The 24,580-nt window shown below is 70.2% G+C and carries 24 protein-coding genes and 6 tRNA genes; 19 read left to right on the top strand and 11 right to left on the bottom strand.

The window, feature by feature from the left end; all coding sequences use genetic code 11:
• Positions 1-9 precede the first annotated feature (9 nt).
• Entirely contained in the window at positions 10-1,119 is a 1,110-nt protein-coding gene (dusB, locus tag AB0J16_RS40310) for a tRNA dihydrouridine synthase DusB (protein WP_358549993.1), read from the bottom strand.
• 81 nt (positions 1,120-1,200) lie between these two features.
• Between dusB and AB0J16_RS40305 the strand changes: the two genes are divergently transcribed.
• The 5 genes from AB0J16_RS40305 (at position 1,201) to AB0J16_RS40285 (ending at position 4,282) form a co-directional block, all read left to right on the top strand.
• Positions 1,201-1,836, top strand: coding sequence for an ACT domain-containing protein (locus tag AB0J16_RS40305; protein ID WP_357959398.1), 636 nt, complete (start codon positions 1,201-1,203; stop codon positions 1,834-1,836).
• A gap of 38 nt (positions 1,837-1,874) precedes the next feature.
• A tRNA-Gly gene (locus AB0J16_RS40300) sits at positions 1,875-1,946 on the top strand.
• A 14-nt stretch (positions 1,947-1,960) separates the two neighbouring features.
• Positions 1,961-2,034, top strand: a tRNA-Cys gene (locus tag AB0J16_RS40295).
• Between the two features lies 1 nt (position 2,035).
• A tRNA-Val gene (locus AB0J16_RS40290) sits at positions 2,036-2,110 on the top strand.
• Positions 2,111-2,749: 639 nt separating this feature from the next.
• Positions 2,750-4,282 (top strand): hypothetical protein, encoded by a 1,533-nt coding sequence (locus tag AB0J16_RS40285; RefSeq protein ID WP_358549991.1) that lies wholly within the window; start codon positions 2,750-2,752, stop codon positions 4,280-4,282.
• A 244-nt stretch (positions 4,283-4,526) separates the two neighbouring features.
• Here the strand turns inward: AB0J16_RS40285 and AB0J16_RS40280 are convergent, their stop codons facing one another.
• Positions 4,527-5,408 (bottom strand): PhzF family phenazine biosynthesis protein, encoded by an 882-nt coding sequence (locus AB0J16_RS40280; RefSeq protein WP_358549989.1) that lies wholly within the window; start codon positions 5,406-5,408, stop codon positions 4,527-4,529.
• A 165-nt stretch (positions 5,409-5,573) separates the two neighbouring features.
• On the opposite strand from AB0J16_RS40280, the gene AB0J16_RS40275 reads away from it, so the two are divergent.
• The gene (locus AB0J16_RS40275) at positions 5,574-5,795 is read left to right on the top strand and encodes a cold shock domain-containing protein (RefSeq protein WP_358549987.1); all 222 of its coding nucleotides are present in this window, start codon (positions 5,574-5,576) and stop codon (positions 5,793-5,795) included.
• A 74-nt stretch (positions 5,796-5,869) separates the two neighbouring features.
• Here the strand turns inward: AB0J16_RS40275 and AB0J16_RS40270 are convergent, their stop codons facing one another.
• Entirely contained in the window at positions 5,870-7,096 is a 1,227-nt protein-coding gene (locus AB0J16_RS40270; RefSeq protein WP_358549985.1) for an FAD-dependent monooxygenase, read from the bottom strand.
• Positions 7,097-7,383: 287 nt separating this feature from the next.
• Between AB0J16_RS40270 and AB0J16_RS40265 the strand changes: the two genes are divergently transcribed.
• The 4 genes from AB0J16_RS40265 to AB0J16_RS40250 all read left to right on the top strand — a co-directional run bounded on the left by AB0J16_RS40265 (position 7,384) and on the right by AB0J16_RS40250 (position 8,883).
• Positions 7,384-8,301, top strand: a complete 918-nt coding sequence (locus tag AB0J16_RS40265; protein WP_358549983.1) for a cation diffusion facilitator family transporter — start codon at positions 7,384-7,386, stop codon at positions 8,299-8,301.
• A 353-nt stretch (positions 8,302-8,654) separates the two neighbouring features.
• Positions 8,655-8,727: transfer RNA gene (locus tag AB0J16_RS40260), tRNA-Met, on the top strand.
• 4 nt (positions 8,728-8,731) lie between these two features.
• A tRNA-Arg gene (locus AB0J16_RS40255) sits at positions 8,732-8,804 on the top strand.
• Between the two features lie 2 nt (positions 8,805-8,806).
• A tRNA-His gene (locus tag AB0J16_RS40250) sits at positions 8,807-8,883 on the top strand.
• A gap of 8 nt (positions 8,884-8,891) precedes the next feature.
• On the opposite strand, the gene AB0J16_RS40245 is transcribed toward AB0J16_RS40250, so the two are convergent.
• Both AB0J16_RS40245 and AB0J16_RS40240 read right to left on the bottom strand, forming a co-directional pair.
• A complete protein-coding gene (locus AB0J16_RS40245; RefSeq protein WP_358549981.1) occupies positions 8,892-9,353 on the bottom strand; it encodes a hypothetical protein in 462 nt (153 codons plus the stop codon).
• Positions 9,350-9,691 (bottom strand): PadR family transcriptional regulator, encoded by a 342-nt coding sequence (locus AB0J16_RS40240; protein ID WP_225301054.1) that lies wholly within the window; start codon positions 9,689-9,691, stop codon positions 9,350-9,352. The genes AB0J16_RS40245 and AB0J16_RS40240 overlap by 4 nt, the downstream gene beginning before the upstream one ends.
• A gap of 62 nt (positions 9,692-9,753) precedes the next feature.
• Here AB0J16_RS40240 and AB0J16_RS40235 point away from each other — a divergent pair, with 62 nt between their 5' ends.
• From AB0J16_RS40235 to AB0J16_RS40225, 3 genes are all read left to right on the top strand, one after another.
• Positions 9,754-11,100 carry an amidase gene (locus AB0J16_RS40235; RefSeq protein WP_358549979.1) on the top strand — a complete coding sequence of 449 codons (1,347 nt, stop codon included), beginning with the start codon at positions 9,754-9,756 and terminating at the stop codon, positions 11,098-11,100.
• A 10-nt stretch (positions 11,101-11,110) separates the two neighbouring features.
• On the top strand, positions 11,111-12,673 hold the full coding sequence (locus AB0J16_RS40230; RefSeq protein WP_358549977.1) for a phospholipase D family protein: 1,563 nt from the start codon (positions 11,111-11,113) through the stop codon (positions 12,671-12,673).
• An 86-nt stretch (positions 12,674-12,759) separates the two neighbouring features.
• Complete coding sequence (locus AB0J16_RS40225; RefSeq protein WP_358549975.1) at positions 12,760-13,272, top strand: GNAT family protein; 513 nt, start codon at positions 12,760-12,762, stop codon at positions 13,270-13,272.
• A gap of 116 nt (positions 13,273-13,388) precedes the next feature.
• Here AB0J16_RS40225 and AB0J16_RS40220 read toward each other — a convergent pair whose 3' ends face one another.
• The 6 genes from AB0J16_RS40220 to AB0J16_RS40195 all read right to left on the bottom strand — a co-directional run bounded on the left by AB0J16_RS40220 (position 13,389) and on the right by AB0J16_RS40195 (position 18,087).
• Entirely contained in the window at positions 13,389-14,003 is a 615-nt protein-coding gene (locus AB0J16_RS40220; RefSeq protein ID WP_358549973.1) for an alpha-ketoglutarate-dependent dioxygenase AlkB, read from the bottom strand.
• Between the two features lie 273 nt (positions 14,004-14,276).
• Complete coding sequence (locus AB0J16_RS40215; RefSeq protein ID WP_358549971.1) at positions 14,277-14,804, bottom strand: CGNR zinc finger domain-containing protein; 528 nt, start codon at positions 14,802-14,804, stop codon at positions 14,277-14,279.
• 79 nt (positions 14,805-14,883) lie between these two features.
• Positions 14,884-15,858, bottom strand: a complete 975-nt coding sequence (locus AB0J16_RS40210) for a hypothetical protein (RefSeq protein ID WP_358549969.1) — start codon at positions 15,856-15,858, stop codon at positions 14,884-14,886.
• Positions 15,859-15,863: 5 nt separating this feature from the next.
• Positions 15,864-16,865, bottom strand: a complete 1,002-nt coding sequence (locus AB0J16_RS40205) for a hypothetical protein (RefSeq protein WP_358549967.1) — start codon at positions 16,863-16,865, stop codon at positions 15,864-15,866.
• A 95-nt stretch (positions 16,866-16,960) separates the two neighbouring features.
• Complete coding sequence (locus tag AB0J16_RS40200; protein ID WP_358549965.1) at positions 16,961-17,323, bottom strand: DUF2203 domain-containing protein; 363 nt, start codon at positions 17,321-17,323, stop codon at positions 16,961-16,963.
• Between the two features lie 71 nt (positions 17,324-17,394).
• Positions 17,395-18,087 carry a GntR family transcriptional regulator gene (locus AB0J16_RS40195; protein WP_358550051.1) on the bottom strand — a complete coding sequence of 231 codons (693 nt, stop codon included), beginning with the start codon at positions 18,085-18,087 and terminating at the stop codon, positions 17,395-17,397.
• 88 nt (positions 18,088-18,175) lie between these two features.
• Here AB0J16_RS40195 and AB0J16_RS40190 point away from each other — a divergent pair, with 88 nt between their 5' ends.
• The 6 genes from AB0J16_RS40190 to AB0J16_RS40165 all read left to right on the top strand — a co-directional run bounded on the left by AB0J16_RS40190 (position 18,176) and on the right by AB0J16_RS40165 (position 24,444).
• Positions 18,176-19,483, top strand: coding sequence for an MFS transporter (locus AB0J16_RS40190; RefSeq protein WP_358549963.1), 1,308 nt, complete (start codon positions 18,176-18,178; stop codon positions 19,481-19,483).
• A gap of 100 nt (positions 19,484-19,583) precedes the next feature.
• On the top strand, positions 19,584-20,546 hold the full coding sequence (locus AB0J16_RS40185) for an SPFH domain-containing protein (protein ID WP_358549961.1): 963 nt from the start codon (positions 19,584-19,586) through the stop codon (positions 20,544-20,546).
• Between the two features lie 128 nt (positions 20,547-20,674).
• A complete protein-coding gene (locus AB0J16_RS40180) occupies positions 20,675-21,286 on the top strand; it encodes an RNA polymerase sigma factor (RefSeq protein WP_358549959.1) in 612 nt (203 codons plus the stop codon).
• The gene (locus tag AB0J16_RS40175) at positions 21,283-22,071 is read left to right on the top strand and encodes a zf-HC2 domain-containing protein (protein ID WP_358549957.1); all 789 of its coding nucleotides are present in this window, start codon (positions 21,283-21,285) and stop codon (positions 22,069-22,071) included. The genes AB0J16_RS40180 and AB0J16_RS40175 overlap by 4 nt, the downstream gene beginning before the upstream one ends.
• Positions 22,071-22,907, top strand: coding sequence for an ABC transporter ATP-binding protein (locus AB0J16_RS40170; protein WP_358549955.1), 837 nt, complete (start codon positions 22,071-22,073; stop codon positions 22,905-22,907). Before AB0J16_RS40175 ends, AB0J16_RS40170 begins: the two co-directional genes overlap by 1 nt.
• Before the next feature lie 130 nt (positions 22,908-23,037).
• Complete coding sequence (locus AB0J16_RS40165; protein ID WP_358549953.1) at positions 23,038-24,444, top strand: hypothetical protein; 1,407 nt, start codon at positions 23,038-23,040, stop codon at positions 24,442-24,444.
• The last annotated feature ends 136 nt before the right edge of the window (positions 24,445-24,580 follow it).

The following is a 24,580-nucleotide window of genomic DNA, read 5'->3' as shown; positions in this document are numbered from 1 at the left end:
GCCAGGAGGTCAGCCGCCGGATATATCGGACTCGGCGTCAGAAGGCACGACGCAATCCCACGGGTCGTCCAGCCAGCCGTCCGGCAGCAGCACCTTGCCGCGCTCTCCCGACTTGCCGCGCGGGGTGTCGGTGTTGGGCGGCCACGGCTGGTCGTGCTCCAGCTTGGCCAGCCCTTCGCGCAGCCCGTCGAGCGACTCGGCGGTGGCCAGCTCGCGCCGCAGCTCGCCGCCGACCGTGAACCCCTTCAGATACCAGCCGACGTGCTTGCGGAAGTCGGCGATCGCGAAACGCTCGATGTCGAAGCACTCGGTGAGCCCTTCGGCGTGCCTGGCCATCATCCCGGCCACCTCGCCGAGGCTCGGCCGTACCCGCTCCGGGCTGCCGTTGAAGGCGTTCTCCAGATCCCTGAACAGCCACGGCCGCCCCAGGCACCCGCGCCCGACCACCACCCCGTCGCAGCCGGTCCGCGCCACCATGCGCAACGCGTCGTCGGCGCACCAGATGTCGCCGTTGCCCAGCACCGGAACCTCCGGCACCGCCTCCTTCAGTCTAGCGATCGCCTCCCAGTCGGCCACGCCGCCGTAGTGCTGCTTGGCCGTACGCGCGTGCAGGGCGATCGCCGCGACCCCCTCCTCGACGGCGATCCGGCCGGCGTCGAGGTAGGTGAGGTGATCGTCGTCGATGCCCTTGCGCATCTTCATCGTGACGGGCAGCGGGCCGGCGTTCGCCACCGCCTCACGCAGGATCCGCCGCAGCAGATTCCTCTTGTACGGCAGCGCGGAGCCGCCGCCGCGCCTGGTGACCTTGGGCACGGGGCAGCCGAAGTTCAGGTCGATGTGGTCGGCCAGGTCCTCTTCGGCGATCATCTTGGCCGCGCGCCCCACGGTGTCGGGGTCGACGCCGTACAGCTGAATGCTCCTGGGCCGCTCCGACTCCGCGAACCTGATCATCCTGAACGTCTTGGGGTTACGCTCCACCAGCGCCCGCGTGGTGATCATCTCGCACACGAACAACCCGGCGCCCTGCTCGCGGCAGAGCACCCTGAACGCCGCGTTGGTGATGCCCGCCATCGGCGCCAGAACGACCGGCGGCCACACCCCTATCGGTCCAATCTTCACTCAGTCAGTTGTAGCGCAGGTCAGGCCGTGACGGGTATTCGCGGATAGTCTGTGAACTGGCATCTAGTGGGGAGGGGACGGATGCTTCTGCGAGTACGCATCGCACTGCCCGACCGGCCGGGTTCGCTGGCCCAGATCACCCGGGTCCTCGGCACTGTCGGCGCTGACATCACCCAGTTCACCGTTCTCGACAGGGGCGCCGGCCGCGCCGTGGACGACATCACGGTCTTCTGCCCCGACGGCACCCCCAAGCAGACCCTGCTCAAGAGCCTGCAGAGCGTCGCCGACGTGGCGGTGGAAGGCATCTGGACCACCCGAGAGGCCCCGGGCACCTACCCGGAGCTGGAGATCCTCAAATACATCACCACGGCGGGCGACAGGGCGCTGACCACCCTGGTCGACTCACTTCCGGTGCTGTTCAGCGCCGACTGGGCCGCCACCGCCGCCGAGCGCGGCGTCATCTACGCCAGCTGGCGCGCGCCGCAGCAGGTGACGCTGCCGAAGGACGTACCATCTCGCCCGATGGCCCTCACGCTCGACGACGGCCTGCACGTCATCCACGCCCCACTACCGCCGCTGGCCCTCACCCTGCTCCTGGCCAGGAGCGACGGCCCGGCCTTCCACCGCATCGAGGTGCACCGCCTCACCCGCATCCTGGAGATCTTCCTCAGCCTGCCCGCGACGGAACGGAGCGTGGCCCGCCAGCTCCGCAAGTGAGCATCCGGTCAGAAAACCCGCTAGAGTTATGGGGCAACGCGGAAGTGGCTCAGTGGTAGAGCATCACCTTGCCAAGGTGAGGGTCGCGGGTTCGAATCCCGTCTTCCGCTCGGATGGGCGACTCGGTGGAGTGGCCGAGAGGCGAGGCAGCGGCCTGCAAAGCCGTCCACACGGGTTCAAATCCCGTCTCCACCTCCAAGGACGATTAGCTCAGCGGGAGAGCACTTCCCTGACACGGAAGGGGTCACTGGTTCAATCCCAGTATCGTCCACCACGCTTCAGCGCAAGACCTGGTCAAACAGGAGTTATAGCCCCAGCTTGCGGCACCTGCCGGGAGTCTGGGGCTTTTTGCTGTTCCGGGTTGATTGTGGCTGAGATCAGCACGACGGACAGGCGCGCCGAGATTCAGCTCTACCGAGACTCCGCCATCCTGAAGCACTGCGCTGACGCATTCTCGGCTCTGTGGGACCTGGCCATCCCGCACCGCGGCTACCGGTCCGCCTGACAGCGTTCCGCCCTTGTCCGAACAAGACCAAGTACAAGCTGCCCGACTGTGTGCCGCGGCCTTCGAGGCCGTCTGGGAACGCGGCATCGACCACGTGGACTACCAGCCCGTCTGATCTCCCACCTGTCTACTTCGCCTTCCGCCTCTTCATGGACTAGTACATGAGTTGCCGAACTCGCCCGTCCCGGGCAGCACGTCAAGCACGGCGCTTCAGCGCGCTACGTGCGGAAGCATGTGTTGCAGACGGTAGCCCGCATGGTAGTGATCCTGGCGGGGCCGGAGCAGGGTCTGTCCGCGCCGGACGGATGCGGAGTGCCGCTCGTCGCGGCGCCGAACAAAGGTCCCGACGGGAGTGACGGGCGCTCACGGAGCGGCCCGCAGTGACGCGTGATCCGAACGCTTGCTGGGATGCTGCGAATACTGGAAAACCGCCCCGTTACGGCCACCTTGTGCTGCTCTTGCCGCGCTTTCATACTGGCGTGTGGATCTGGGGGTGATCTTCTGCGGCGCACCGCGACCGATACTGACGCACCACCCGCGCCGCCGCCACCGCCTGGCTTGCCCGACCCGTCCTCTCACAGCGCGCCGATCATCGGCCAGCGCCGTCCTCCAAGAGAAGGAGTCGTGACCATGACCATGCTGACCTACACCCTCCTCACCCATCCGGCCCCGCTGGAGGCGTCAGCGACCGGGCCGGGAACGGTGTACCTGGTCGTCGCCAACACCGGGAAGGAACCGGTGGACTGGACCACGATCAAGGTACAGGTGCCCGCCGGCCCCGGTGGCGACGACCTCACCTCGAACATCACCAAGATCGTGCCCACGGTCAAATACGTCCCCAAATCGGGCACTCCCCCGCAGGTGACCGTCAAGCGGCAGGACGACGTCTTCCACGCCACCGGCTCGGCTGGTTCCCAGTTCAAGCGCGGCGACTACATGGTGCTGACGCTGGAGAACGTCCCCGTCGCTCCCATGGCCGGGGTGGCCGTGCTGATGGTGACCGAGAGCAGCAAAACCCCGAGCGCGAAGAAGACGAGCGACAAGTTCGTGCCGATGGCGCTGGTGAAGACCGCTCCAAAGGAGACTCCGGCGCCGCGCAACTTCCGTCCGGAAAAGTCAATGGTGGACGCTGGAACAGACGTTGTCCTGCTCTGGGACGGATCCAATGACTTCGACTACAAGATTGTCCTGCCAGACGGGGCCGAGGAAGCCGCCAGCCAGGGCAAGTGGTCACCGAAGGCCAAAACCGCTCCGAAACGGGACGCCACCTACATCCTCGTCGCCACCTCCCGCAGCACGCCCACGCGGAAACACTTCCTCACCACGACCGTTCAGGTGCGCAATCCCGTCCTGGAAACCGTGACGGCCGACAAGGCCATCGTCAACGGGGTCACTACTCCGTGGGTGCAAGGTCCGAACGACAACGACGGAAGTATCTCCCTTTCCCCGGGCGGGCTTAACGTGTGGCGCCTGCGCGGCTCTCAGGATCGGGGGACCGTGTGGGCCGCCAAGGCCGACGTCAACGGTGTGAACACCGAATGGGTGCAGGGAAGAAACGCCGACGACGGATGGATCAGCTTCCCGAAGAGCGGGCTGAACGTGTACCAGAACGGGAGCCAAAACTGGGGAACCGTGACGGCCGACAAGGGCCTCTTCAACAGCGTGACCACCCTTTGGGCAGGAGGGCCGAACAGCGGCGACGGGGGCATCACCTTTCCCGAGGGCGGGGTGCTCGTATGGCGCACGGTCGGCCGCTCGGAATGGGGAACGGTGTTCGCCGACACGGCCGAAGCGAACGGTGTGAAGACTTATAAGGTGGTGGGAAAAAACGCGGACGGTGGATGGATCACCTTCCCGTCTGGCGGGATGAACGTGCACCAGGCTCACGCCAGGTGGGGGGTCGTGGGAGCCCTGAGGTTCGGCGTCCGCAGTAATGACTAGGAGCCGCTGCTTCTACGCGCCGTACATCCACCGTCAGGTCCTCACCGCCGTCATCGTCGAGGCAGGACGGGCTGAACGTGTACGGGAGTAGGGAAGTGGCACTGGACAGAGGTCCGCTCCTCGTAGTCGCCAGCCGCTGAACGGGCTGGGGCGCGGGCCTAGAAAGCGGCCAAGTTGATTGCTGGAATGTGACGATCATCGCTGACCGCCCAGTCCGATTTCGGGTGTCGGCTGCGGGCCGCATTCACTCGGGGAGCGCGCGCAGGGTGCCGGTGGCGACCATCGCTACTCCTCCCCCGACGGTGACCCGTTCCACGGCGTCGGGCCTTCCGTAGGCGGTGATGGCGATCCTGCTGGGCCGTCCGGTGAAGCGGCCCTGCGCCAGCGACAGTTCCTGGCCATCGCGGGCCCGGCCGTGCCGCATTAGGTAGGCGGCCACGCAACCGGCCGCGCTGCCGGTCGCGACGTCTTCGAGCACACCGTCGTTGTTCCAGTGCCGGCCCTCAATGGCGTCCGCGTCGAGGACGTAGACGTACTGCGCGCCGAGCCCGCCGAGGAAGCCCTCGAAGTCCGGGTGCGTGATGCGGGCTCGGGCGAGCACGTCAGCGTCGCGCACCGGTACGACGAGATAGCGCAGGCCCGTGGAGATGATCTCCGGCGGCAAGGTGTCGTCGAGGTCGGCGGCGGTGAGGCCCAGCGCCGCGGCAACCGGCTCCCGGGGGACGGTCGGCGGCAGGAGTTCGGGTCGTCCCTGGTCCAGCAAGGCCGAGACCTGGCCGGCGGTGTAACCACGCGTGGTGACGTCGACGTTCCTGGCGCCGAGCGCGAAACTCCAGTGCCGCTCCTCGCCGTACGCGGCCCCTGCGCGTTCATGGAGTACGGCCGCCGCGCCCAGCACGGGATGCCCGGCGAAGTCGAGCTCCCCCATCAGGTCGAAGACCCGCGCGTGGACGACATCCGGCGCATCGGTGGTCCGAACGAAGATCGTCTCGAAATGCCGGAGCTCCTGGGTCAGCCTCGCCATCTGGCTCTCGCCGAGCGGCGGAGGGTCGACGAAGACGGCGAGGCTGTTGCCGGTGAAGGGGCGATCGGAGAAAACGTCCACGTGGTGGTAGCCGGTAGCCATGCGACCAGCCTAGGAGCGGCGCGCCGGCACCGACACCGATCAGGCCCTCAACAGCCTGGAACGTCTCCTGCGGCGGGCGGCCGCCACAGATACGCCGGTGAGCCCGTGATGCGGCTTCATGACGTGCGGTCGGCCGTCGCGTCCTTTCGCTGCCACACTGGGATCATGGCTCGTGGCACGGTGAAGTTCTGGAAGGCCGAGAAAGGCTGGGGGGCGATCTCCTCCGCCGACCTCCCCGCCGGGCGTGGTGACGCTTTCGCGCACTTCAGCGAGGTCGTCGGCGACGGCTTCCGGGAGCTCCAGCAGGGCGATGTCGTGGAGTTCGACATCGAGGAAGGGCAGCAGGACAGCTTCCAGTTCCGCGCCCTCAACGTCCGCAGGCTGTGACATCTCCCAGACAGCCGGCCGGACGTCAGCCTCCAGGCAGGCCATTTCCACGGCTTCTGGTATCCGCCCCCGTACTAGCGCGACAATCGCCCGAGCCAGCCGAACATCCTGCCCAGCAGGCCGCCGCCGGACCCCGCGGCCGCCGCCTCCGAGGCACGGACCGCGGCGAAGCCGTACTCGGTCATCCGCCGCTCGTAGTCGCCGATCACGTCGGCCGGCGGCCCGCCCGCGGCCACCGCGCGGCACAGCAGCGCGGCGTCCAGCAGCGCGCAGTTAGCTCCTGAGCCCTGGGCCGGGCTCATCGCGTGGGCGGCGTCGCCCAGGACGGTGACGTTCGTCGGCTCCCAGGCTTCGATGGGCGTGGAGCTCCTGATGGGGACGTAGAAGGTCTGGTCCGCCTCGGCGGCCGCGACGAGCGCCATCAGGTCGGGATGCCAGCCGGTGATCCGCTCCCGCACCAGCTCGTGCAGGCGGGCGCCGCCCGCCGCCGACAGTTCGGCGTCGGTGCCGGGCAGCCCGGCCGAGGGTACGGCCAGCGCCCACATCACGTAGTCACCCGCCCAGCTCAGGCTCAGGCCGGGCCAGAGCCTCGCGGCTGCCTCGGCGGGATCCTCGCGCAGTCGTACCAGGCCGAGCGCCATGCCGGCCCGTCTCGACCGCACCGACATGAAACCGTCGGTCAGCCGGGGCGGTAGCAGCTCGGCCACGCGATCGTCCAGCCGCGTCTTGCCGTAGACGCACCTGGTGCCCAGGTCTCTGATCTCCAGGTGCGGTAGGTACTGCCTGCGCACCCGGGAGCCGACACCGTCGGCACCCACTAGCAGGTCGCCGACCGCGCTGGTGCCGTCGGCGAACCAGGCGCGCACCCGTTCGCCCTCGTGCTCGTAGTGGGTGAACTCGGCGCCGAAGTGGACCACGTCGTCCAGCCCCGCCAGGAGGACCTGGCGCAGAGTCATCCGGTCGACCGCGGCGCTGAACGTCTTGGGGTCCTCCCCTGCCGACACGCCGTCGAACTGGACGGCGTGCAGCTCCCGCAGCCGCTCGTTCACGATCGCGACCCGGCGGCTGGGCAGCCCGGCCGTGGCGACGAACAGCTCGTACAGGCGGGGCGGCAGGCACTCGTGCAGCCCGCCCGCCCCACGGGAGTCCAGGTGGATGCGGTAGCCCTGTGGACGGTGGTCCAGCGAGGGGTCGCGCTCATAGAGCGCCACCTCGATCCCGGCGGCGCGCAGCCCATGGGCCGCGCACAGGCCGCCGAGGCCGCCTCCGATGATCACGACCTGCGGCGGTGCTTCCGGCATCGGCACGCACTCCTGTCGCTGATGGACGGGGTCGGACGCGAGACCCGAATGATCGTAACGGCGTTTCCCGCGAGACCGCGTCGAATGCCGCGCTCACCGTACGGACGCCGAGACGGCGCGGCCCGCCGCGGGCAGGTGGCGGAACGACCGGCTGAGGCTGCCTGGGTGGCGGAGGTGGACAAACCTGCGGATGATCGTCGAGGTATCGTGCAGATTGTCCGCCAGCGGCCGCAGCGTCGTAGGCCGCCGAATGTCAAGATTGCCGCCACCTGGGTAGAGGGGGCCGCATGAGCGGCGACGGATCACATCAGGCGACTCTCGCGGCGCTGGCCGCCAACGTGGGAGTCGCGGCCACCAAGTTCGTGGCCTTCTTCTTCACCGGCTCCTCGGCGATGCTCGCCGAGGGCATCCATTCCATCGCCGACACGGGTAACCAGGGCCTGCTCATGCTGGGGCGGCGGCGGGCCAAGCGCGAGCCGAGTGCCGACCACCCCTTCGGCTACGGGCGTGAGCGCTACTTCTACGGCTTCCTGGTGTCGCTCGTGCTGTTCTTCGGGGGCGGGCTGTTCGCCCTGTACGAGGGGTACGAGAAGATCACCCACCCGCATCCGCTGGAGAGCTGGCCGTGGGCGGTCGGGGTTCTGGTGGCGGCGATCGTCATGGAGTCGCTCTCGCTGCGGACCGCCGTACGCAACTCCAACCGGGTGCGTGATGGCCGGTCGTGGGCCGGGTTCATCCGCGACGCGAAGGCACCCGAACTGCCGGTGGTGCTGCTGGAGGACACGGCGGCGCTGGCCGGGCTGGTGTTCGCGCTCGTCGGCGTCGGGCTGACGGTGCTCACCGGCAACTCCGCCTTCGACGGCCTCGGCTCGATCGCCATCGGGCTGCTGCTGGTCGCGGTGGCGGTGACGCTGGCCAGGGAGACCAAGAGCATGATCATCGGCGAGGCGGCCACGCCCGCCGTTCAGGACGCCATCGAGAAGGTTCTGGACGGCGACCCGTCCATCCAGGCGTTCGCCCAGGTACGGACCCTGCACCTGGGGCCAGAGGACCTGCTGATCGCCGCCCGGGTGACGATGCACTCATCGGGCGACGTGGACGGGGCCGCGCAGGCGCTGGCGGAGACGGAGCGGCGGATCAGGGAGCAGGTCTCGATCGCGTCGGCGGTGTACCTGCAGCCGACGCCGCCGGAGCGGGTGCCATGAAAGCAGGTCGATGTGCCTCACCCACCTGGGCGACGACGAGTTGCGCGAGACTCTCAAGCGGCTCTGCCTGCGTCTGCTGCGCGTCTGAGGCCCAGCGAGCGGCGCTGCGCCTGCGAGCCGTTGCCGGCGTGGGCCGACGCACCGGCTCAGTGAATAAATGCGTTGCCCCGCGATGATCTGTCCGGCATGCTTCTCGACATGAAGAACCTCAGCAGCGACGCGATGCGCCACGGTCATATGGTCCGCCATGGCCGTATGCCCTGGGGTCTTCGTCACTGACGTCACAGTCAGCGAGCCGCCGCCCAGGACCACACGGTCTGGGCGGTTTTTGTTTCCCCTAATGATTTCCCGACGGCGGGTGAGGGTGCTGGTGTGCCCGGCGGTTTCATAAGCCGCCCCAGGTGGGTTCGATCCCCACACCCGCTACCGGGCCTTCGTGGCGCAGTGGAGAGCGCGCCTGCTTGCGGAGCAGGAGGACGCCGGTTCGAATCCGGCCGAAGGCACTGCGGCCGATCCCGAAGCGAACGAGGGACCAAGTTGTGATCTTGGTGAAAGCGGGTTTGAGTCCCGTCGGCCGCCCCACGTCGGTGTCATCGAGAGGATGGGGAAACCTGCGCGGGCCCTCTGCTCTCCGTACTGGAGGCGAAGAAGGTCACCGCGCAGGCGCCCACCACAACCAGGATGACGACGAGTACGGACACCAGCACCAGCGCGAGCCTGCCCGGCGACCTCCGGGACCGGACCGCGGATGGGCGGAGCATGGTGGCGGCATAAGAAGAGGCGTGCGGGGAGGCGCCGGTCGAAGCGGTGGGGGCCGGTTCGCCCAGGTGGGCCTCCTCGGCGATGGCGGCGGGGTCGCCGAGTCGGTCGAGGATCGTGCGGATCCCGGCCTGGGTCGGTGGGTCCAGGTCGGCGCGGGCCACGGTGATGTGCTCGCGTAAGTCGGCGAGGAGGTCCTCGCGGCGCGCGGCGGACAGGCCGGCGGTCGCGTACGCGACCTCGGCCAGGTAGTCCTCGACGAGCGGGTCCAAGGGATCCGTTGAGCGGTTCATGAGTTCTCCGTTCCGACGATGTGGTCCACGGCGTCGCGGAAGGCGGCCCATTCGGACCGGAAGTGCGCCAGCGCCGCCTTGCCGTTACTGGTCAGCCCGTAGTAGCGCCGGGGTGGACCGGTGGGTGACTCCTGCCAGGTGGTGGCCACCCAGCCGGTTCTGCGCAGCCGTGACAGCAGGGGATAGAGCGTTCCTTCGCTGGTCGTCAGGGCCGTCTCGGCGCCGAGCCGGCTGACCAGCTCCACGCCGTAGCGTTCCTCGTCTTCGAGCAGGGCCAGCACGCAGAACTCCAGGGTTCCGCGGCGAAGCGCCGTGGCGAGACCAGTCTGGCTTTCCATGCTCTGCATGCTACCTTGCGAAGCAAGGAACCATGCGCGGAATACCTCTACCGTGTGGTCCTATGCCGACACCCTCTGGTCGCTTCACCGGACGTACGATCGACGGCCTCGCACGCGACTTGCGCGACGGCCGGACCACCTCCACGGCGCTCGTCCAGTTGGCGCTCGACGCCATCGCCGAGCTCGACCCGCTGCTCAACGCGTTCATCACCGTGGACGCCGCCGGGGCGCGGGCCGCGGCGCGGCGCGCGGACGAGGAGCTGGCCGGGGGCGTCGACCGGGGGCCGCTGCACGGTGTGCCGGTCGGGGTGAAGGATCTCATCATGGTGGCCGGGCTGCCCGCGACCATGGGCTCGCGGCACTTCGCCGGTCATGTCGCGGTCGCCGACGCCGCCTGCGTGACCCGCCTGCGCCAGGCCGGCGCCGTCGTCGTCGGCAAGACGAACACCCACGAGTTCGCGTACGGTCCCACGGGTGATCGTTCCGCCGCCGGCCCGTCGCGCAATCCGTGGGAGCCCGCGCGCATGTCGGGCGGCTCCAGCGGCGGCAGCGCGGTAGCCGTGGCGGCGGGCATGGTCCCGCTGGCCCTCGGCACCGACACCGGTGGCTCGGTCCGCATTCCGGCGGCTTTATGCGGCGTCGCCGGTTTCAAGCCCGCGTACGGGGCGATCCCGGTCGACGGCGTCTTCCCCCTGGCGCAGACCTTCGACACCGTCGGCCTCCTCGCGGGCCACGAGCGGGACTGCCTGATCGCCTACCGGTCCCTCGTCCCCGACGGTGTCCAGAAGAACGACGGCTGGCCGGCGCGGGTCGCCTGGCTCGATCCCACCGGCGTGTTCGCCTGCGACCCGCAGGCGGCCCGTACGGTACGGCGGGCTGTGGAGGCGGGCACCGGCCCACTGGAGGAGCTCGCCTTTCCTGCCAAGGACGTGGACGAGCTGCGCGAGACCTTCACCGCCATTCAGAGCAGCGAGGCGGCGGCCGTACACGCCGACCGGCTGGCCGAGGCGCCCGAGCTGTTCGACCCCGAGCTGCTCGAACGCGTGCGCGGCGCCGCCGAGATGCCGGGCTGGCGATACGTACGGGCCATGCGGGCCCGCCCACGGCTCGCCGAGAGCGTCCGCGCGCTGTTCGAGCGGCATGACGTGCTCGCGATGCCGACCGTACCGCTCACCGCGCCGTTCCTCGGTCAGCGGGCGACCGAGCTGGACGGCGGGTCCGTCGCCGTGCGAGCCGCGCTGCTCGCCCTGACGAGCATGTGGAACGTGGTCGGTTTTCCGGCGCTGAGTGTCCCGGCCGGAACGGTGCGCGGCCTGCCGGTCGGGCTGCAGCTCGTCTGCCGTCCCGGTGGGGAGCACCTCCTGTTCGAAACCGCCCGGGCCACGCATGGAGGCCCGCCGCCCGGGTAGCCGGGAGCGGATGCGGATCCAGGACTGGTTCCTCACGGACCAGGAAAGAGGAAATCCGGCGTCCAGGCTCGACGCCTGGTCGACGGGTAACGACGTACGCCCGCTGATCCACGGCGCGACCTACTTCGCCGAGCTGAAGACCTGCCTCGAGGCGCTGCGCGAGGACGACTTACTCCTGTTCGCCGACTGGCGCGGCGATCCCGACGAGCGGCTCACCGAGGACGGGCCCTCCGTGGGCGACGCGATGGCCGCCGCCGCGCACAAGGGCGCGCTGGTCAGAGGGCTCATCTGGCGTTCGCACCTGGACCGGTTACGCTTCAGCTCGGCCGAGAACCGGCACCTGGGCGAGGCGATCGAGGCCGCGGGCGGGCAGGCCGTCCTCGACACGCGGACCAAGCCGGGCGGCTCGCACCACCAGAAGTTCGTCATCCTCCGTCATGACGGCGATCCGGTCGCCGACGTGGCCTTCCTCGGCGGCATCGACCTGTGTCACAGCCGCCGGGACGACGCCGACCACCTCGGCGATCCGCAGCCGTGCCCGATGCCCGGCGAGTACGGCCGGCGGCCCCCGTGGCATGACGTCCAGGTCGCCATCCACGGCCCCGCGGTGGCGGAGGTGGAGAAGGTGTTCTGCGAGCGGTGGGAGGATCCCGCGCCGGAGACCAGGGATCCGATCAGGCGGCTGCGCGACCATTTCGCCAGGATGGACGACGTTCCTCCGCTGCCCGAGCCGGGGCCGCCGCCGCCCCCTGCGGGCACGCACACCGTACAGATCCTGCGCACCTATCCCGCCAGGCGCAGCGCCTACCCGTTCGCGCCGGACGGCGAGCGGAGCGTGGCGCACGCTTACCAGAAGGTGCTCGGCCGGACCCGTTCGCTGGTCTACCTGGAAGATCAGTATCTGTGGTCCACGGATGTGATCGAGCCGTTCGCCGAGGCGCTGGAGCGCGAGCCCGGCCTGCGGATGGTCATCGTGGTGCCCCGCCACCCCGACCAGGACGGCTGGCTGGCCGGGCCCGCGAGCCTGATCGGCCGGGTCCACGCGCTGAACCGGCTGCTGCGGGCGGGCGGCGACCGGGTCGCCCTGTACGACCTGGAGAACCATGAGGGCACCCCCGTCTACGTGCACGCCAAGGTCTGCGTGGTCGACGACGTGTGGGCCTCGGTCGGGTCCGACAACGTCAACCTGCGCTCATGGAGCTACGACTCGGAGCTGAGTTGTGCCGTACTCGATGAGCGGGAGGATCCGCGCGAGCCGCACGGCGCCCGGCGGTTCGCCCGCGAGCTGCGCCTGACGCTGATGGGCGAGCACCTGGACCTGCCCGAGGACGGCGCGGATCGCGATGAGCTGTGCGATCCCGTGGCCGCGTTCGACGCCTTCGCCGACGCGGCGGCGCGGCTCGAAGCCTGGCACGCCGGCGGCCGTAAGGGTCCGCGACCGCCGGGGCGGCTGCGACCGCATTCCTACCCCGAGCTCCCCCGGGTGCGCGGGCTGCTCGCCACGCCGCTCTACCGCCTGGCGGTCGATCCCGACGGGCGGCCTCCCGCGCTGCGGAGATCCAGGACTTTCTAGCGCTCGCCGCTGTCTTAAGGCCACCCTCCGTGATCACTCGGTGGCGCGCTCCCCTATCCTGTACGGCTCTGAGGAAGGGAACCCGAGTGAACGTGAGCCTGCGCCCGGTCCGTGCGGCGGACCTGGATGTGTTCGAGGAGAATCTGGGCAACTCGAAGGGGACCGGCGAGCAGCAGTGGTTCGGCCATCGCACCCTGCACGCGATGCGCGAGGAGTTCGCGGTGAGCGGGCTGCTGAGCCCCGAGGGCGGCTATTTCACCATTGACGCCCGTGGTGAGGTGGCCGGGTGGATGCACTGGTTCCAGCGGCTCTGGGGTCCGCGGCACACCTCCTGGTGCTGGTCGCTGTCCATCGTGATCTTCCCGCGCCACCGCGGCAAGGGGGTCGGCAGCCGGGCGCACCGCGAGCTGGTGACGTACCTGTTCGACCACACCCGGGCCGAACGGATCGAGGCCATCACCGATGTCACCAACCTCGCCGAGCAGGGCGCGCTGGCCAACGCCGGGTTCGAACGTGAAGGCGTGATCCGCCGGGCCCAGTGGCGCGGCGGGAGCTGGCACGACCAGCTCCTGTATTCGGTGCTGCGGCCGGAGAAGTGATCACGCGAGCTCCCGCAGGCGGCGGTGCATTGTCGATCCTGCGCCAGTAGATCAAGCAGCACAATCAACCGCTCTGAGCCGAGGGGACGCCAGTCCGCCTAACGCCTTTCCGGCTCTCAGCGCACGCCGCGCGGCCTGAACTGGATGCTGATGCGCGGCCCGGTGGGGCGGGTGGTCTTGGGGATCGCGTGCTCCCACGTGCGCTGGCAGCTGCCGCCCATCACGATGAGGTCGCCGTGTCCCAGGTCGTGACGGATCGAGGCGCCGCCGCCCCGGGGGCGCAGCAGCAGCGGGCGCGGGGCGCCGACCGAGATGATCGCGACCATGGTGTCCTCGCTGCCGCCCCTGCCCAGGGTGTCGCCGTGCCAGGCCACGCTGTCGCGGCCGTCGCGGTAGAAGCAGAGCCCGGCCGTGCGGAACGGCTCCCCGAGCTCCTTGGCATAGCGCTCGTTGAGCGCGCGCAGGGCGTCGTCGAGCGCCGGGTCGGGCAGCGGCTCGTCCTCGTCGTAGAAGGCGAGCAGCCGCGGCACGTCGACGACTTTGTCGTACATCCGGCGTCGTTCGGCCCGCCACGGCACCACCTCGCACAGCCGGGAGAACAGCGCGTCGGCCTCCGCCAGCCAGCCGGGCCCGAAGTCGATCCACGCCCCGCGCTCCAGAGGCGTCCGGCGGATCGCCGAGCCGACGAGCTCGTCGGCTCCCAGCAGAGAAGCTTGGAAAACAGCCGTCATGGCATCAAGTGTAGGCGATCGTTCAAACATTCATTCGATTAGGTCCGCAGACCGGCTGCGCCCGGCCGTGACGGCCGGGCGCGCGGCTCGTCGTCCCACCCGCCCGGTCTGTACGGCACGCAGCCCGTACAGACCGGGGCGGCCACGCAGGCCGCCGATCCCCACGGGTCCAGTATCGGGCATCCCCGCCCGTCACGCCTGTTACCACGCTGCCCGTTGGCGCCCGTTACCCGATATGTCGGCTATCGACGCCGCCGCTTGCCGCCGTGTCGGTCAGGTGCGGCCGCGGTGGGCGGCTACGCGTTCGCGGGTGGCGCAGCGGGTGCTGCAGTAGCGCCGCGGGCTGCCGCCCCCCAGGTCCAGGTACGGCCGGCGGCAGGCGGCCGAGGCGCACAGCCCGCCCGGCATTCGCTGGTGATCGGCCAGCAGGACGGCCAGCGCCAGGGCCGAGGAGGCCAGGAACCACTCCCCCCACGGCGCGTAGTCGTCGCCGTCCACGTGCAGGTGCCACGGGGTCGTGTCCCCGTGGTTCGTCAGGCGGGGCGCCCGCGCGGCCGTCGCCAGAAGATCGTTCAGCCGGGCGGCCGCCAGGTCGGGGCCGGCGGCGGCGAAGACGGCGACCAGCCGCTCCGCCGCGGCCCGCATCGCCGCCAGGTCGGCCTCGCCCAGGTCCAGGTCGCCGGTTTCGCCGTGGTCGCGCAGCACCCGCGCGACGGACTCCGCCGACGGCTCCTCGTGCAGCAGCGCGACGCACAGGGCCACGGCCCGGGCCGCCATCGCTTTGGTCGAGTGAACCGCCACGCCAGCAGCGTATGCCCGCGGACACGGAAACGGCGGGGCTCCCCCAGCCCCGCCGTACCGCGTCGAACCTGACGAGAGCTCAGCCGCCGCAGGCCGCGAAGACGTAGCTGTCCTTCAGGAGCGAATAGTGGTCCCGGACCTTGACGGCCCCGGTTTCGGTGTCGATCTGGACGATCGTCATCTTGTTCGCCTTGCCGTCGGGGTACTGCACGAGGTGCAGCGTCACCTGCCGTTCGCCGGTCCAGTCGATCATGTTGAGGTCGCCGGCCGGCAGCTTGACCTTCCGCTTGGCGATGACCTGGTCGCTCTGCATGTCGTACAGGACGAGCCGGGACTTGGCGCCGCCCATGACGACGTTCGCGGTCGTCCGGCCGTCGGCCGCGAGAGCCGACGGGGAGTTCGCGGCGACGATCTGCGGCGGCGTGGCCCGGTACAACTGCTCGCCGGACTCGCTGTAGGCGATCAGGTCCGTGACGGACTCGTCGGCGGAGACCTCGGTCAGCAGTTCGCCGCCGTCGGCGCTGAAGCCGAGCAGCGTCTGCCGGCCGGGCGTCGAGCCGAGCAGGGCGCCGGTGGCCGTGTCGAAGATCCGCGTCTTCACCGCCTTGTCGGTGGCGAAGACGGCCGCGAGCCGGCCGCCGTCGTCGGAGAGCTGGAACGTCACGTCGTACTGGGCCACGCGCGGCAGCGCGTCCTTGGCGAAGACCTTCACCCCGCCCCCCATGGTCCGTACGGCCAGCCGCCCGGACTTGGTGAAGTACGCGACGCGCCGGCCGTTACCGCTGACGGCGATGGGCGCGACCTGGGTGTGCGACGACTTGCCGTTCGCCTCGCGGGCGATGGTCTCGGCGTCGGGCAGGGAGCCCTTCTCCCCGCTGTGCATCATCAGCCGCCACTCACCGCACGGCCGCTGCTCGCCCTTGACCGTGCAGCCCTTGATCGAGGCGTAGCGGATGCCGTCGTGGTGGTCATGTGGCATGGCCTGGGCGGCCTGAGGCGCGGTCACCAGGGCGGCCAGCCCCGCCGCGATCGCCACGGCGATCCTGATCTTCATCGTCGTCACTCCCCCGCCACTCTGAAGGCGTACCTGGTCTTGCTGATCGAGTACTTGTCCGTCTGCGTGGCGGCGCCGGTCTCCGTGTCGACGGTGAACTCCCGTACCACCGCCGTCGAGCCTTCGTCACCTGTCTGCACGAGCACCGTGAGCCGCCCGTCCGCGCTCCACTGGGCGAGGTACGGCGTCTGTGCCGGCTTCAGCGCCAGATCCACGCCCGCGGAGAGGTCCCCGGTCTCCAGGTCGTAGATCCGCAGCCGAGGGGCCTTCTTGGCTTCCTCGTCCCCGGAGATGATCACCGCGACGGTCTTGCCGTCGGCGGCCAGCGCGGTCATGGCGGAGTTCGCCACGACCTGCGACGGCGTGCGCCTGACCGAGGTGCCGTCGGCCCGGTACGCGATCAGCGTGAGGGTGTTGTCGCGGTTGAAGCGCTGGGCCAGCACCTCGCCCCCGTCAGCGCTGAAGCCGTTCATCGAGTCCTTGGCGGGCAATTCGACGATCTTGCCGGTGGCGATCGTGACCACCTTGGACGGGACGCGCTCCTTCTCATCGGTGGAGTCGACCAGCAGCCTGTCCCCCTGGGGCGACAGGTACAGGCTGAGCGGGCTCGTCCCGTACCGCTTGGGCACCAGGGACGCGGCCAGTACCTTGACCGCTCCGCCCGCCGCCTGCCGTACGACGATGCGGTGGTCGCCGGCCCGCTCGTAGGCGATCACGCGGCCGTCGCCGCTGATGGCGAACACGCCGGCGTCGTCGAGTTTCCTGCCCTTGCCGTCGATCTCGGTGGCGGCGGCGTCCTTGACGGTGAGTTTCCCGCCGTCACGCGTGATCAGCTGCCAGTGGCCGCAGGGGTAGGTGGTCTCGTTCTTCTTGTCGGTGCAGGTCTTGATCCAGGCCGCCCGGACCTGGGAAGGGCCTGCTTGGGCGTGCGCGGCGGGGGGAGTGATCCCCAGCCCGCCGATGACCGCCGACGCGAGGAGCGCGGCGGTCGCTGAGGTGTACCTCATGGTGGTGTTCCCTTCACTCGTCCGGTTAGATACCGGCGGAGTGAAACGGGTTGATCACAGGTGAGACACATTCATGTGCCCGCCAGGACAGGGAGTCAGCGCAACGGGCGGCGGCCCGCGAAGCCCAGGGCCGTGCGGTGATACCAGGTCAGCTCGGTCTCGCCCTCGATCCAGCACAGGCGTACGGACACCCCGTCGAGCACGGCGGGAAAGTCGATGAGGACCGGCGCGATCCCCTTCACTTCGATGCCCTGCCCGGTCCAGGTGCTCAGGATCTCCTCGATGCGCGCCTCGATCGCCTTCATCTCGGGGATGCCGCCCAGCGTGGATACGCCGGCGTTCTCGCGGTCGAAGGCGATCTCGGCCAGGTCGGCGCGGGCGGCGATCAGCACGCCGGCGTCGTCGATGACCGACGGCATGAGCGAGCGCGCCTCATCGAGGGTGAACGTCCTGGCCATGCCCGAACGCTATCGGGTGGGCAAGGGATCCGGCGAACGCCACCGGCTGGGCGCGTAGGCGCTCGGCGCCGTCACCGGTTGGGCTCGTAGGCGCGCACGAGCAGCTGCTCGGCGTCGTCGAGGTAGGCGTCGAGGAAGGCGGCGGCCTCGTCCGGCCGGTCGGCCTCGAGCAGCTCGAGGAGCTTGCGGTTGCGGGTGACGAACGGCTCGTGGAAGGCGCGCGGATTCTTCATGACGTGGAAGACGAGCCGCAGCTCGGCCAGGAGCTGGCGCATCGCCTCGTCGAGCCGGGGGCTCTGGTTGAGCGTCACCAGCGCCTGGTGGAAGCGGATGTTGGCGGTGCCCACGCCGCGCCAGTCGTCGTCGGCGGCGGCCCGCTCGGCGTCGGCCACGGCCTCCCTGATCACGGCCAGCTCCTGGCCGCTCGGGCGGCGCCGGACGGCCGCGCCCTCGATCACCCGGCGTACGCGGTAGAGGTCCGCGACGTCCTCGGCCGACAGGATCCGTACGAACACGCCCCTGTTGAGCCGGTGGTCCAGCAGCCCTTCGTGGCCGAGCAGCCGGAACGCCTCGCGCAGCGTGTTGCGCGACACGCCCAGCGCGTCCGCGATGGCCTCCTCGGACAGGCGCTGACCTGGCTCGAAGAAGCCCTCGGTGACGCGGTCGCGCAGGATGTCGGCCACCCGCTCGGCCGTGCTGCTGCGGCCCAGCCTGGACCGGTCATGTTCGAGATCCGCAAGAGGGCTGTCCGCCACGTCGTCCACAGTCAACAGGGAATCATCCAACAAACCTCTTGTCGAATTGTTCAACGATCCTTATGTTGATAGGAACCCCCTGATCGAAGGAGCGACGATGACAGGCTCCACGCGGCAGACCCGGCGGGTGATCCTCGCCAGCCTGATCGGCACCTCTTTGGAGTGGTACGACTTCTTCCTTTACACGACCGCGGCGACGCTGGTCTTCGGCAAGCTGTTCTTTCCCACCTTCGACCCGCTCAACGCGACCCTGCTGGCCCTGACGACCAACGCGGTCGCGTTCGTGGCCAGGCCGCTCGGCGGGATCGTGTTCGGCCACTTCGGCGACCGCGCGGGCCGCAAGACCGTGCTGGTCGTGACGCTGCTGGTGATGGGCGTCTCGACGTTCCTCATCGGCGTGCTGCCCGGCTACGACAGCGTCGGCGCGCTCGCGCCGGTCCTGCTGGCCACACTCAGGTTCATACAGGGGCTGGGCCTGGGCGGCGAGTGGGGCGGCGCGGTCATCATGTCGCTGGAGCACGGCGACGACCGCCGTCGCGGCTTCAACGCCAGCTGGCCGCAGGTGGGCGTGCCCGCCGGATACGTGCTGGCCACCGGGACGCTGGCGATCCTGTCGTTCACGCTGTCGGACGCGGCGTTCCTGTCGTGGGGCTGGCGGGTGCCGTTCCTGCTGTCGGGCGTGCTGGTGCTGGTCGGGCTCTGGGTCCGGCTGAAGGTCACGGAGTCGCCGCTGTTCACGGAGCTGGCCCAGCAGGGCGCCAAGGCGAAGATGCCGCTGCTGGAGGTGCTGCGTACGCACCCGCGCGCGCTGCTGTCGGCCTTCACCGCGCGCATCGGCGTGGACGTGGCCTTCTACACCTTCACCGCCTACATCCTGGTCTACATCACCGGCCCGCTGAAGCTGGAGCGCTCGGTGGGGCTGAACGCGGTGCTGATCGCGTCCGCGCTGCAGCTGGCGCTGATCCCGCTGTTCGGCGCGCTGTCGGACCGGATCGGCCGGCGGCCCGTCTACTTGGCGGGCGTCATCGGCGCCGCGGTCTGGGTGTTCGTCTTCTTCCTGCTGCTCGACACCAAGTCGTTCCCGCTGATCGCCCTGGCCGCGATCGTCGCGCTCATCACCCACGCGGCGATGTACGGCCCGCAGGCCGCGTTCATCGCCGAGCTGTTCAGCACCAGGCTGCGCTACAGCGGCGCGTCCATGGGATACCAGGTCGCCGGGATCGTCGGGGGCGCGCTGGCGCCGATCATCGCGCTGAAGCTGTTCGCCGCGTACGGCACCACGACGGCGGTCTCCCTCTACGTGGTGGCCGCGCTGGCCGTCACGGCCGTCGGCCTGGCCATCGCGCCGGAGACCCGCGACCTGGACATCACCGCCGACCCCGGCGACATCGCGCAACGAGTCTGAACGCCCTACCTTCGGCCGGAAACCGTCGGCCGTACCTCCGCAAGTCTGCCGCGAAATGCGCGGGCGGTGGCTGCCACCGCCGCCCGCGCGGGAGGTCTCCGTGCGCATCACCCTGTCGGTCATCCTGGTCCTCGCCGCATTGCTCGCGATCCCCACCGTCATCGGGGCGATCGGCGGCCTGGAGAGCACCGAAGGCGGCGAGATCGCCGTCGTCCGCGACGGCGGCTGGTTCGACGACAACCAGGTACGCCAGGTCATCGACCCGGGCTCCGGCCTGACCTGGACGGGCATGTGGTCCTCCGTCCACCCCTATCCCGCGCAGCAGCGCTTCTACACGATCACCGCCGACGCCAAGCGCGCCACCACGCTCGGCGTGGACGTGGTGACGGTGCCGAGCAGCGACGGCGTGAACCTGGGCATCGAGGGCACCTTGTACTTCACGCTCAACCTCGACCACGACACGCTGAAGAAGTTCGACGACAAGTACGGCACGCGCACGTACCGCGCCCAGAACGGCGAGTCGCCGGCCGCGTGGGACGGCGACGACGGCTGGTCGGCGTTCTTCGGCCAGGCCGTCCGCCCCGTGGTGGACAACGCGCTGCGCGGGCAGCTGGGCAACATGCGCTGCGCCGAACTCGTCCCCTCCTGCTCCCTGCTGGCGAACACCGCGCTCAAGGACCAGGGCGCCGACACCAAGACCCAGGACAGCAACACGAACATCACCAGGGTCCAGAACGCCGTCAACGCCACCCTGGCCCGGGACCTGCCCGAGACGCTGGGCGGCGAGTTCTTCACCGGCCTGCGGTTCACCCTGGCCAAGGTGACGCTGCCGGTGGAGGTGCAGCAGGCCGTGGACAGATCGCTGGCCGCCAACGCCGCCGTCTCCGAGGCCCAGGCCCGGGTGGCCCAGGCCAAGGCCGAGTCGGCCGCGAACCAGGCCCGGCAGGAGGGCTACGACAAGTGCCCGGCCTGCGCCGAGATCGACAAGCTCAAGTCACTCCCCCAGGGCATCACCGTCTACGCCCCGGGAAACCCGCAGTCCATCGTGGTCCCGGCCCGCTGAGTTGGTCCCGGCCCGCTGAGTTGATCCCGGTCCACGCAGTGATCTCGGCCCGCTGAGTGATTCCCGGCCCGTTGAGTGATCTCGGCCCGTTGAGAACCGTCCGGGCACTCGTGTGCGATAGCTGAGGTGTGAAACGGTTCCACCTCAGCTGGCGCGAGCCTCCGGACGTCACCTCCGACAGCACGGACGCCGAGTTGATCGCCGCGATCGCCGCGGAGAGCGTCACGGCGCTGCGCCTGCTCCACCGCCGGCACGCCCCCTGGCTCAGAACCCGGCTGGCCCGCCGCTGCGCCGACCCCGACGCGGTGGACGACGCCCTGCAGGACACCTTCCTCGCGGTATGGAAGGCGGCGGCCCGCTTCGACGGGGGCAACGCGGCGGGCTGGCTGTGGACGATCGCGCTGCGCCGCCTCGTCTCGGCCCTGCGCGGCCGCGGCTCCCACCGGTTCGGCCCGCACCGGTTCGGCAGCGGGCCGGTCGACGGGCGGGCCCTCGATGAGCGGGCCGTCGAAGAGCACGCCATCGCGTCGGCCGAGGACGTCGCGCTCCTCGGCGTCGAGCACGGGGACCTCGGCGCCGCCCTCAACCGCCTCTCGCCGGAGCTGCGCGCGGTCATCCAGGCGACCGTTCTCGACGGGCTGACCGTCAAGGAGGCGTCCCGGCTGCTCGGCGTCCCGGAAGGAACCATCAAGACCCGGGCGATGCGGGCGCGGGCTCGGCTCAGGGAGGAACTCGCATGAGCTGGCACATCACCGACGATCTCATGGACGCCTACCGGTCAGGCGGGCTCGATCCCGCCCGGGCGATGTCCGTGGACGCGCATCTCGGCGGCTGCCCGGACTGCCGGGCGGCGGTGCCGTACGAAGAGGACTGGCTGCGGGACTCATGGCGGCGGCTGGAGGCCGAGGTGCTCAGCCCGCGCCCGTCGCCGATGGAGCGGCTGCTGCGGTTCTGCGGCGTCCCCCAGCACGTGGCCAGGCTGCTGACCGTCACGCCGACGATGAGCGGGGCATGGGTCGCCGCGGTGGTCGCGGCGCTGACGTTCGCGGTGCTCGCGGCCAGAGAGTCGGCCACGTTCCTGCCGCTGTTCCTGGCCGTCGCGCCGGTACTGCCGCTGGCCGGGATCGCCCTCGCCTACGGGCCGCGGGTGGATCCGGTGCACGAGTCGCTGGCCGCGACCCCGCTGTCGGGGGCGCGCCTGCTGCTGATCAGGGCCACCGGCACGCTGGCCGTCGCCGTGGTGCTGGCCGCGGGGGCGTCGCCGCTGCTGCCCGCCCCCGCGTGGCTGAGCGCCGCGTGGCTGCTGCCGTCGCTCGCCATGACGTCCTGCTGCCTCCTGCTGTCGTCGCGGCTGCCCGTGCCGCTGTCCGCGCTCATGACGGGCGGCCTCTGGCTCCTGGGGGTGGCCGCCGTCGGCGGCGCCACCGGTGACCTGCTCGCCGCCTTCGGGCTCGCCGCGCAGATCGGGTACGGCTGCGCGGCCCTGCTGATGTCCCTACGCCTCTACTCCAAGGTGACCGCCTGATGCTCCATATCCGTGACCTGACCAAGAAGTACGGCCACAAGCAGGTGCTCGACGGGCTGACCCTGTCCGTCGGCCCCGGCGTGACCGGCCTGCTCGGGCCGAACGGCGCGGGCAAGACCACGCTGCTGCGCTGCCTGGCGACCACGCTCTCCTACGACAGCGGCCACGTCGACGCGTTCGGCCTGGACCCCGCGCAGGCGACCCAGCGCACCGCGCTGCGGCGCAGGCTCGGCTACCTGCCGCAGGACCCGGGCCACTACCCGCACTTCACCGCGTTCGACCTGGTCGACTACGTGGCGATACTCAAGGAGCTGACCGACAGGCGGCACCGCCACAGCGAGGTGCGGCGGGTGCTGGCCGAGGTGGACCTTACCGACCAGGCCAGGACGAAGGTCCGCAAACTGTCCGGCGGCATGCGTCAGCGGCTGGCCCTGGCCCAGGCTTTGCTGGGCGAGCCGGAGCTGCTGATCCTGGACGAGCCGACCGTGGGCCTGGACCCGGAGCAGCGGATGCTGTTCAGGGCGCTCGTCTCCCGGCTCGGCGAGAGCCGTACGGTGCTCCTTTCCACCCACCAGACGGAGGACGTCGCGGCGCTCTGCGAGCGCGTGGTCACTATGGCCCGCGGCCGCGTCGTCTTCGACGGAACCCCGGGCGGGCTGGCCGCCACCGCGGCCGGGCAGGTGTGGTTGTCGGACCGGCCGCCGACGGAGTCGCGGCTGTTCTGGCGCACCGCCGACGGCCGCTACCGCACCCTCGGCGACCGCCCGCCCGGGGCCGAACCCACCGATCCAGGTGTGGAGGACGGCTATCTGCTGCTGATCGGGGAGGCCGCGTGACCGACGATCCATTGACGGGAGCGGCCACACGACGGCGCGACTGTCCACTGACGGCAGGCGCCGCACGACGGCGCGGCTGTCCTCTGGCGGAAGCGATCACATGTCCGAGCCCGCTGACAGAAGTGGCAGTATGACAGGGCAGCTTTTCCGGGTCGAGCTGCGCCGGATGGCCAGGCATCCGCTGGTGTGGGGCATGGCCGCGCTGGTCCTGGCCGTGCAGCTGCACCTGAGCCGGGATCAGCAGCCGGACCGCACCGTCGATCCGGTCCACGCCGCCGGGATCGCCGCCTGCCTGGCCGGGGCGCTGCTCGTGGTGGCGAGCCTGGCCGTGTCACGCGACGGGCGGCATCGGATGCCGGAGCTTCTCGCGGGTCTGCCGGGGCGGGCCGAGGTGCGTACCAGGGCGGTGCTGTTCGCGGCCATCGTGGTCTCCGTGGTGGGACAGGCGCTGGTCGTCGGCGGCTACCTGCTGGTACGGGCGCTGAGCGGGCCCGCCGGCGGGCGGCTGGACGTGTTCGAGCCGCTGACCGCGCTCGGCGTCGGCGCGCTGGCCGCCACCCTCGGCGTGGCCGTGGGCCGATGGTTCCGCTGGCTGATCGCGGGGCCGGTGGTCGTGGCCGGGCTGGGGTTGCTCATCTTCTTCAACACCAACCCCGGCACCTGGTGGCTGCCGGTGATGCAGACGCACTGGATGGACTGGCCCGACCGGCCGACCGGCCCCCACCTGGTCTACGTCCTGGCCTTGGCCGTGCTGGCGGGCCTGGTCGCGCTGCTGCGGCACGGGCGCCGGTCGGTAACGCTCGTCGCGGCCGTGGTCGCGCTGGCCGTCGCGGTGCCCGCGGGGGCCACCGCGGCGGCGGTACGGCCCGTGGCCCTCTTCCCGACCGGAAGAACACTGACCATTGACGACGTCGACACGCGCGTGCGGGAGAAGTACTTCGGCCGGGACGCCTACCGGTGCGAGCGGCGTGAGGGAGTCCGCTACTGCGCCTTGTCGGACTACGCGTCGTGGATCCCGCTGTGGGCCGGAGTGGTCGCGCCCATCGTCCGCGCCGTGCCACCGGGCGCGCGCGATCGTGTTCCCCTGGTGAAGCAGTACACCTCGACCTGGTGGTACACGGATGAAGATCGGGTCGCCATCGCGCCCATGGCGTGGGGCGCGTCTGACCAGCGCAAGCTGCTGGCGCAGAGCGTCGCGCTCGACATCATCGACGACTTCGACAACGCGTGCGACGCGCGTGGACAGGCCCGCATCGTCGTCGCCCTCTGGCTGATGGGGCAAGCCTCGGCGATGGCCCTCCCTCAGGAAACCCTGAACATGGACGGGCGCACGGCCGTACGCTCCCTCATCGACTACGGGGACAGCGAGATCGGATACGCCAAGCTCCTGCTCCAGTCCTCCGGCGCCCGGGAACGCGTCTGGGCCAACTGGGACACGCTCATGCGCCCCGCCACCACCGTCGAGCAGGCGCTTGCGCTGCTCGGACTCCCCCAGCGCTACCCGATCACCAAGCCGAAAGGGACCCCATGTCGATGACCGCGCGAAGAATCGCGCCCACGCCCGGAACCGCGCCTCCACCCACGCCCGGGACCACGTCTCCGCGCGCGCCTGGGACCGCGCCGACAAGCCCGCCGACGACCTCGCCGGCAACCGTGCCGAGGACGGCGCGGCT

The organism is Nonomuraea sp. NPDC049750 (genome assembly GCF_040659625.1).
Classification (GTDB): Bacteria; Actinomycetota; Actinomycetes; order Streptosporangiales; family Streptosporangiaceae; genus Nonomuraea.
Note: the sequence above shows the minus strand (reverse complement) of the source record. Positions and strands in the feature narration are given on the sequence as shown.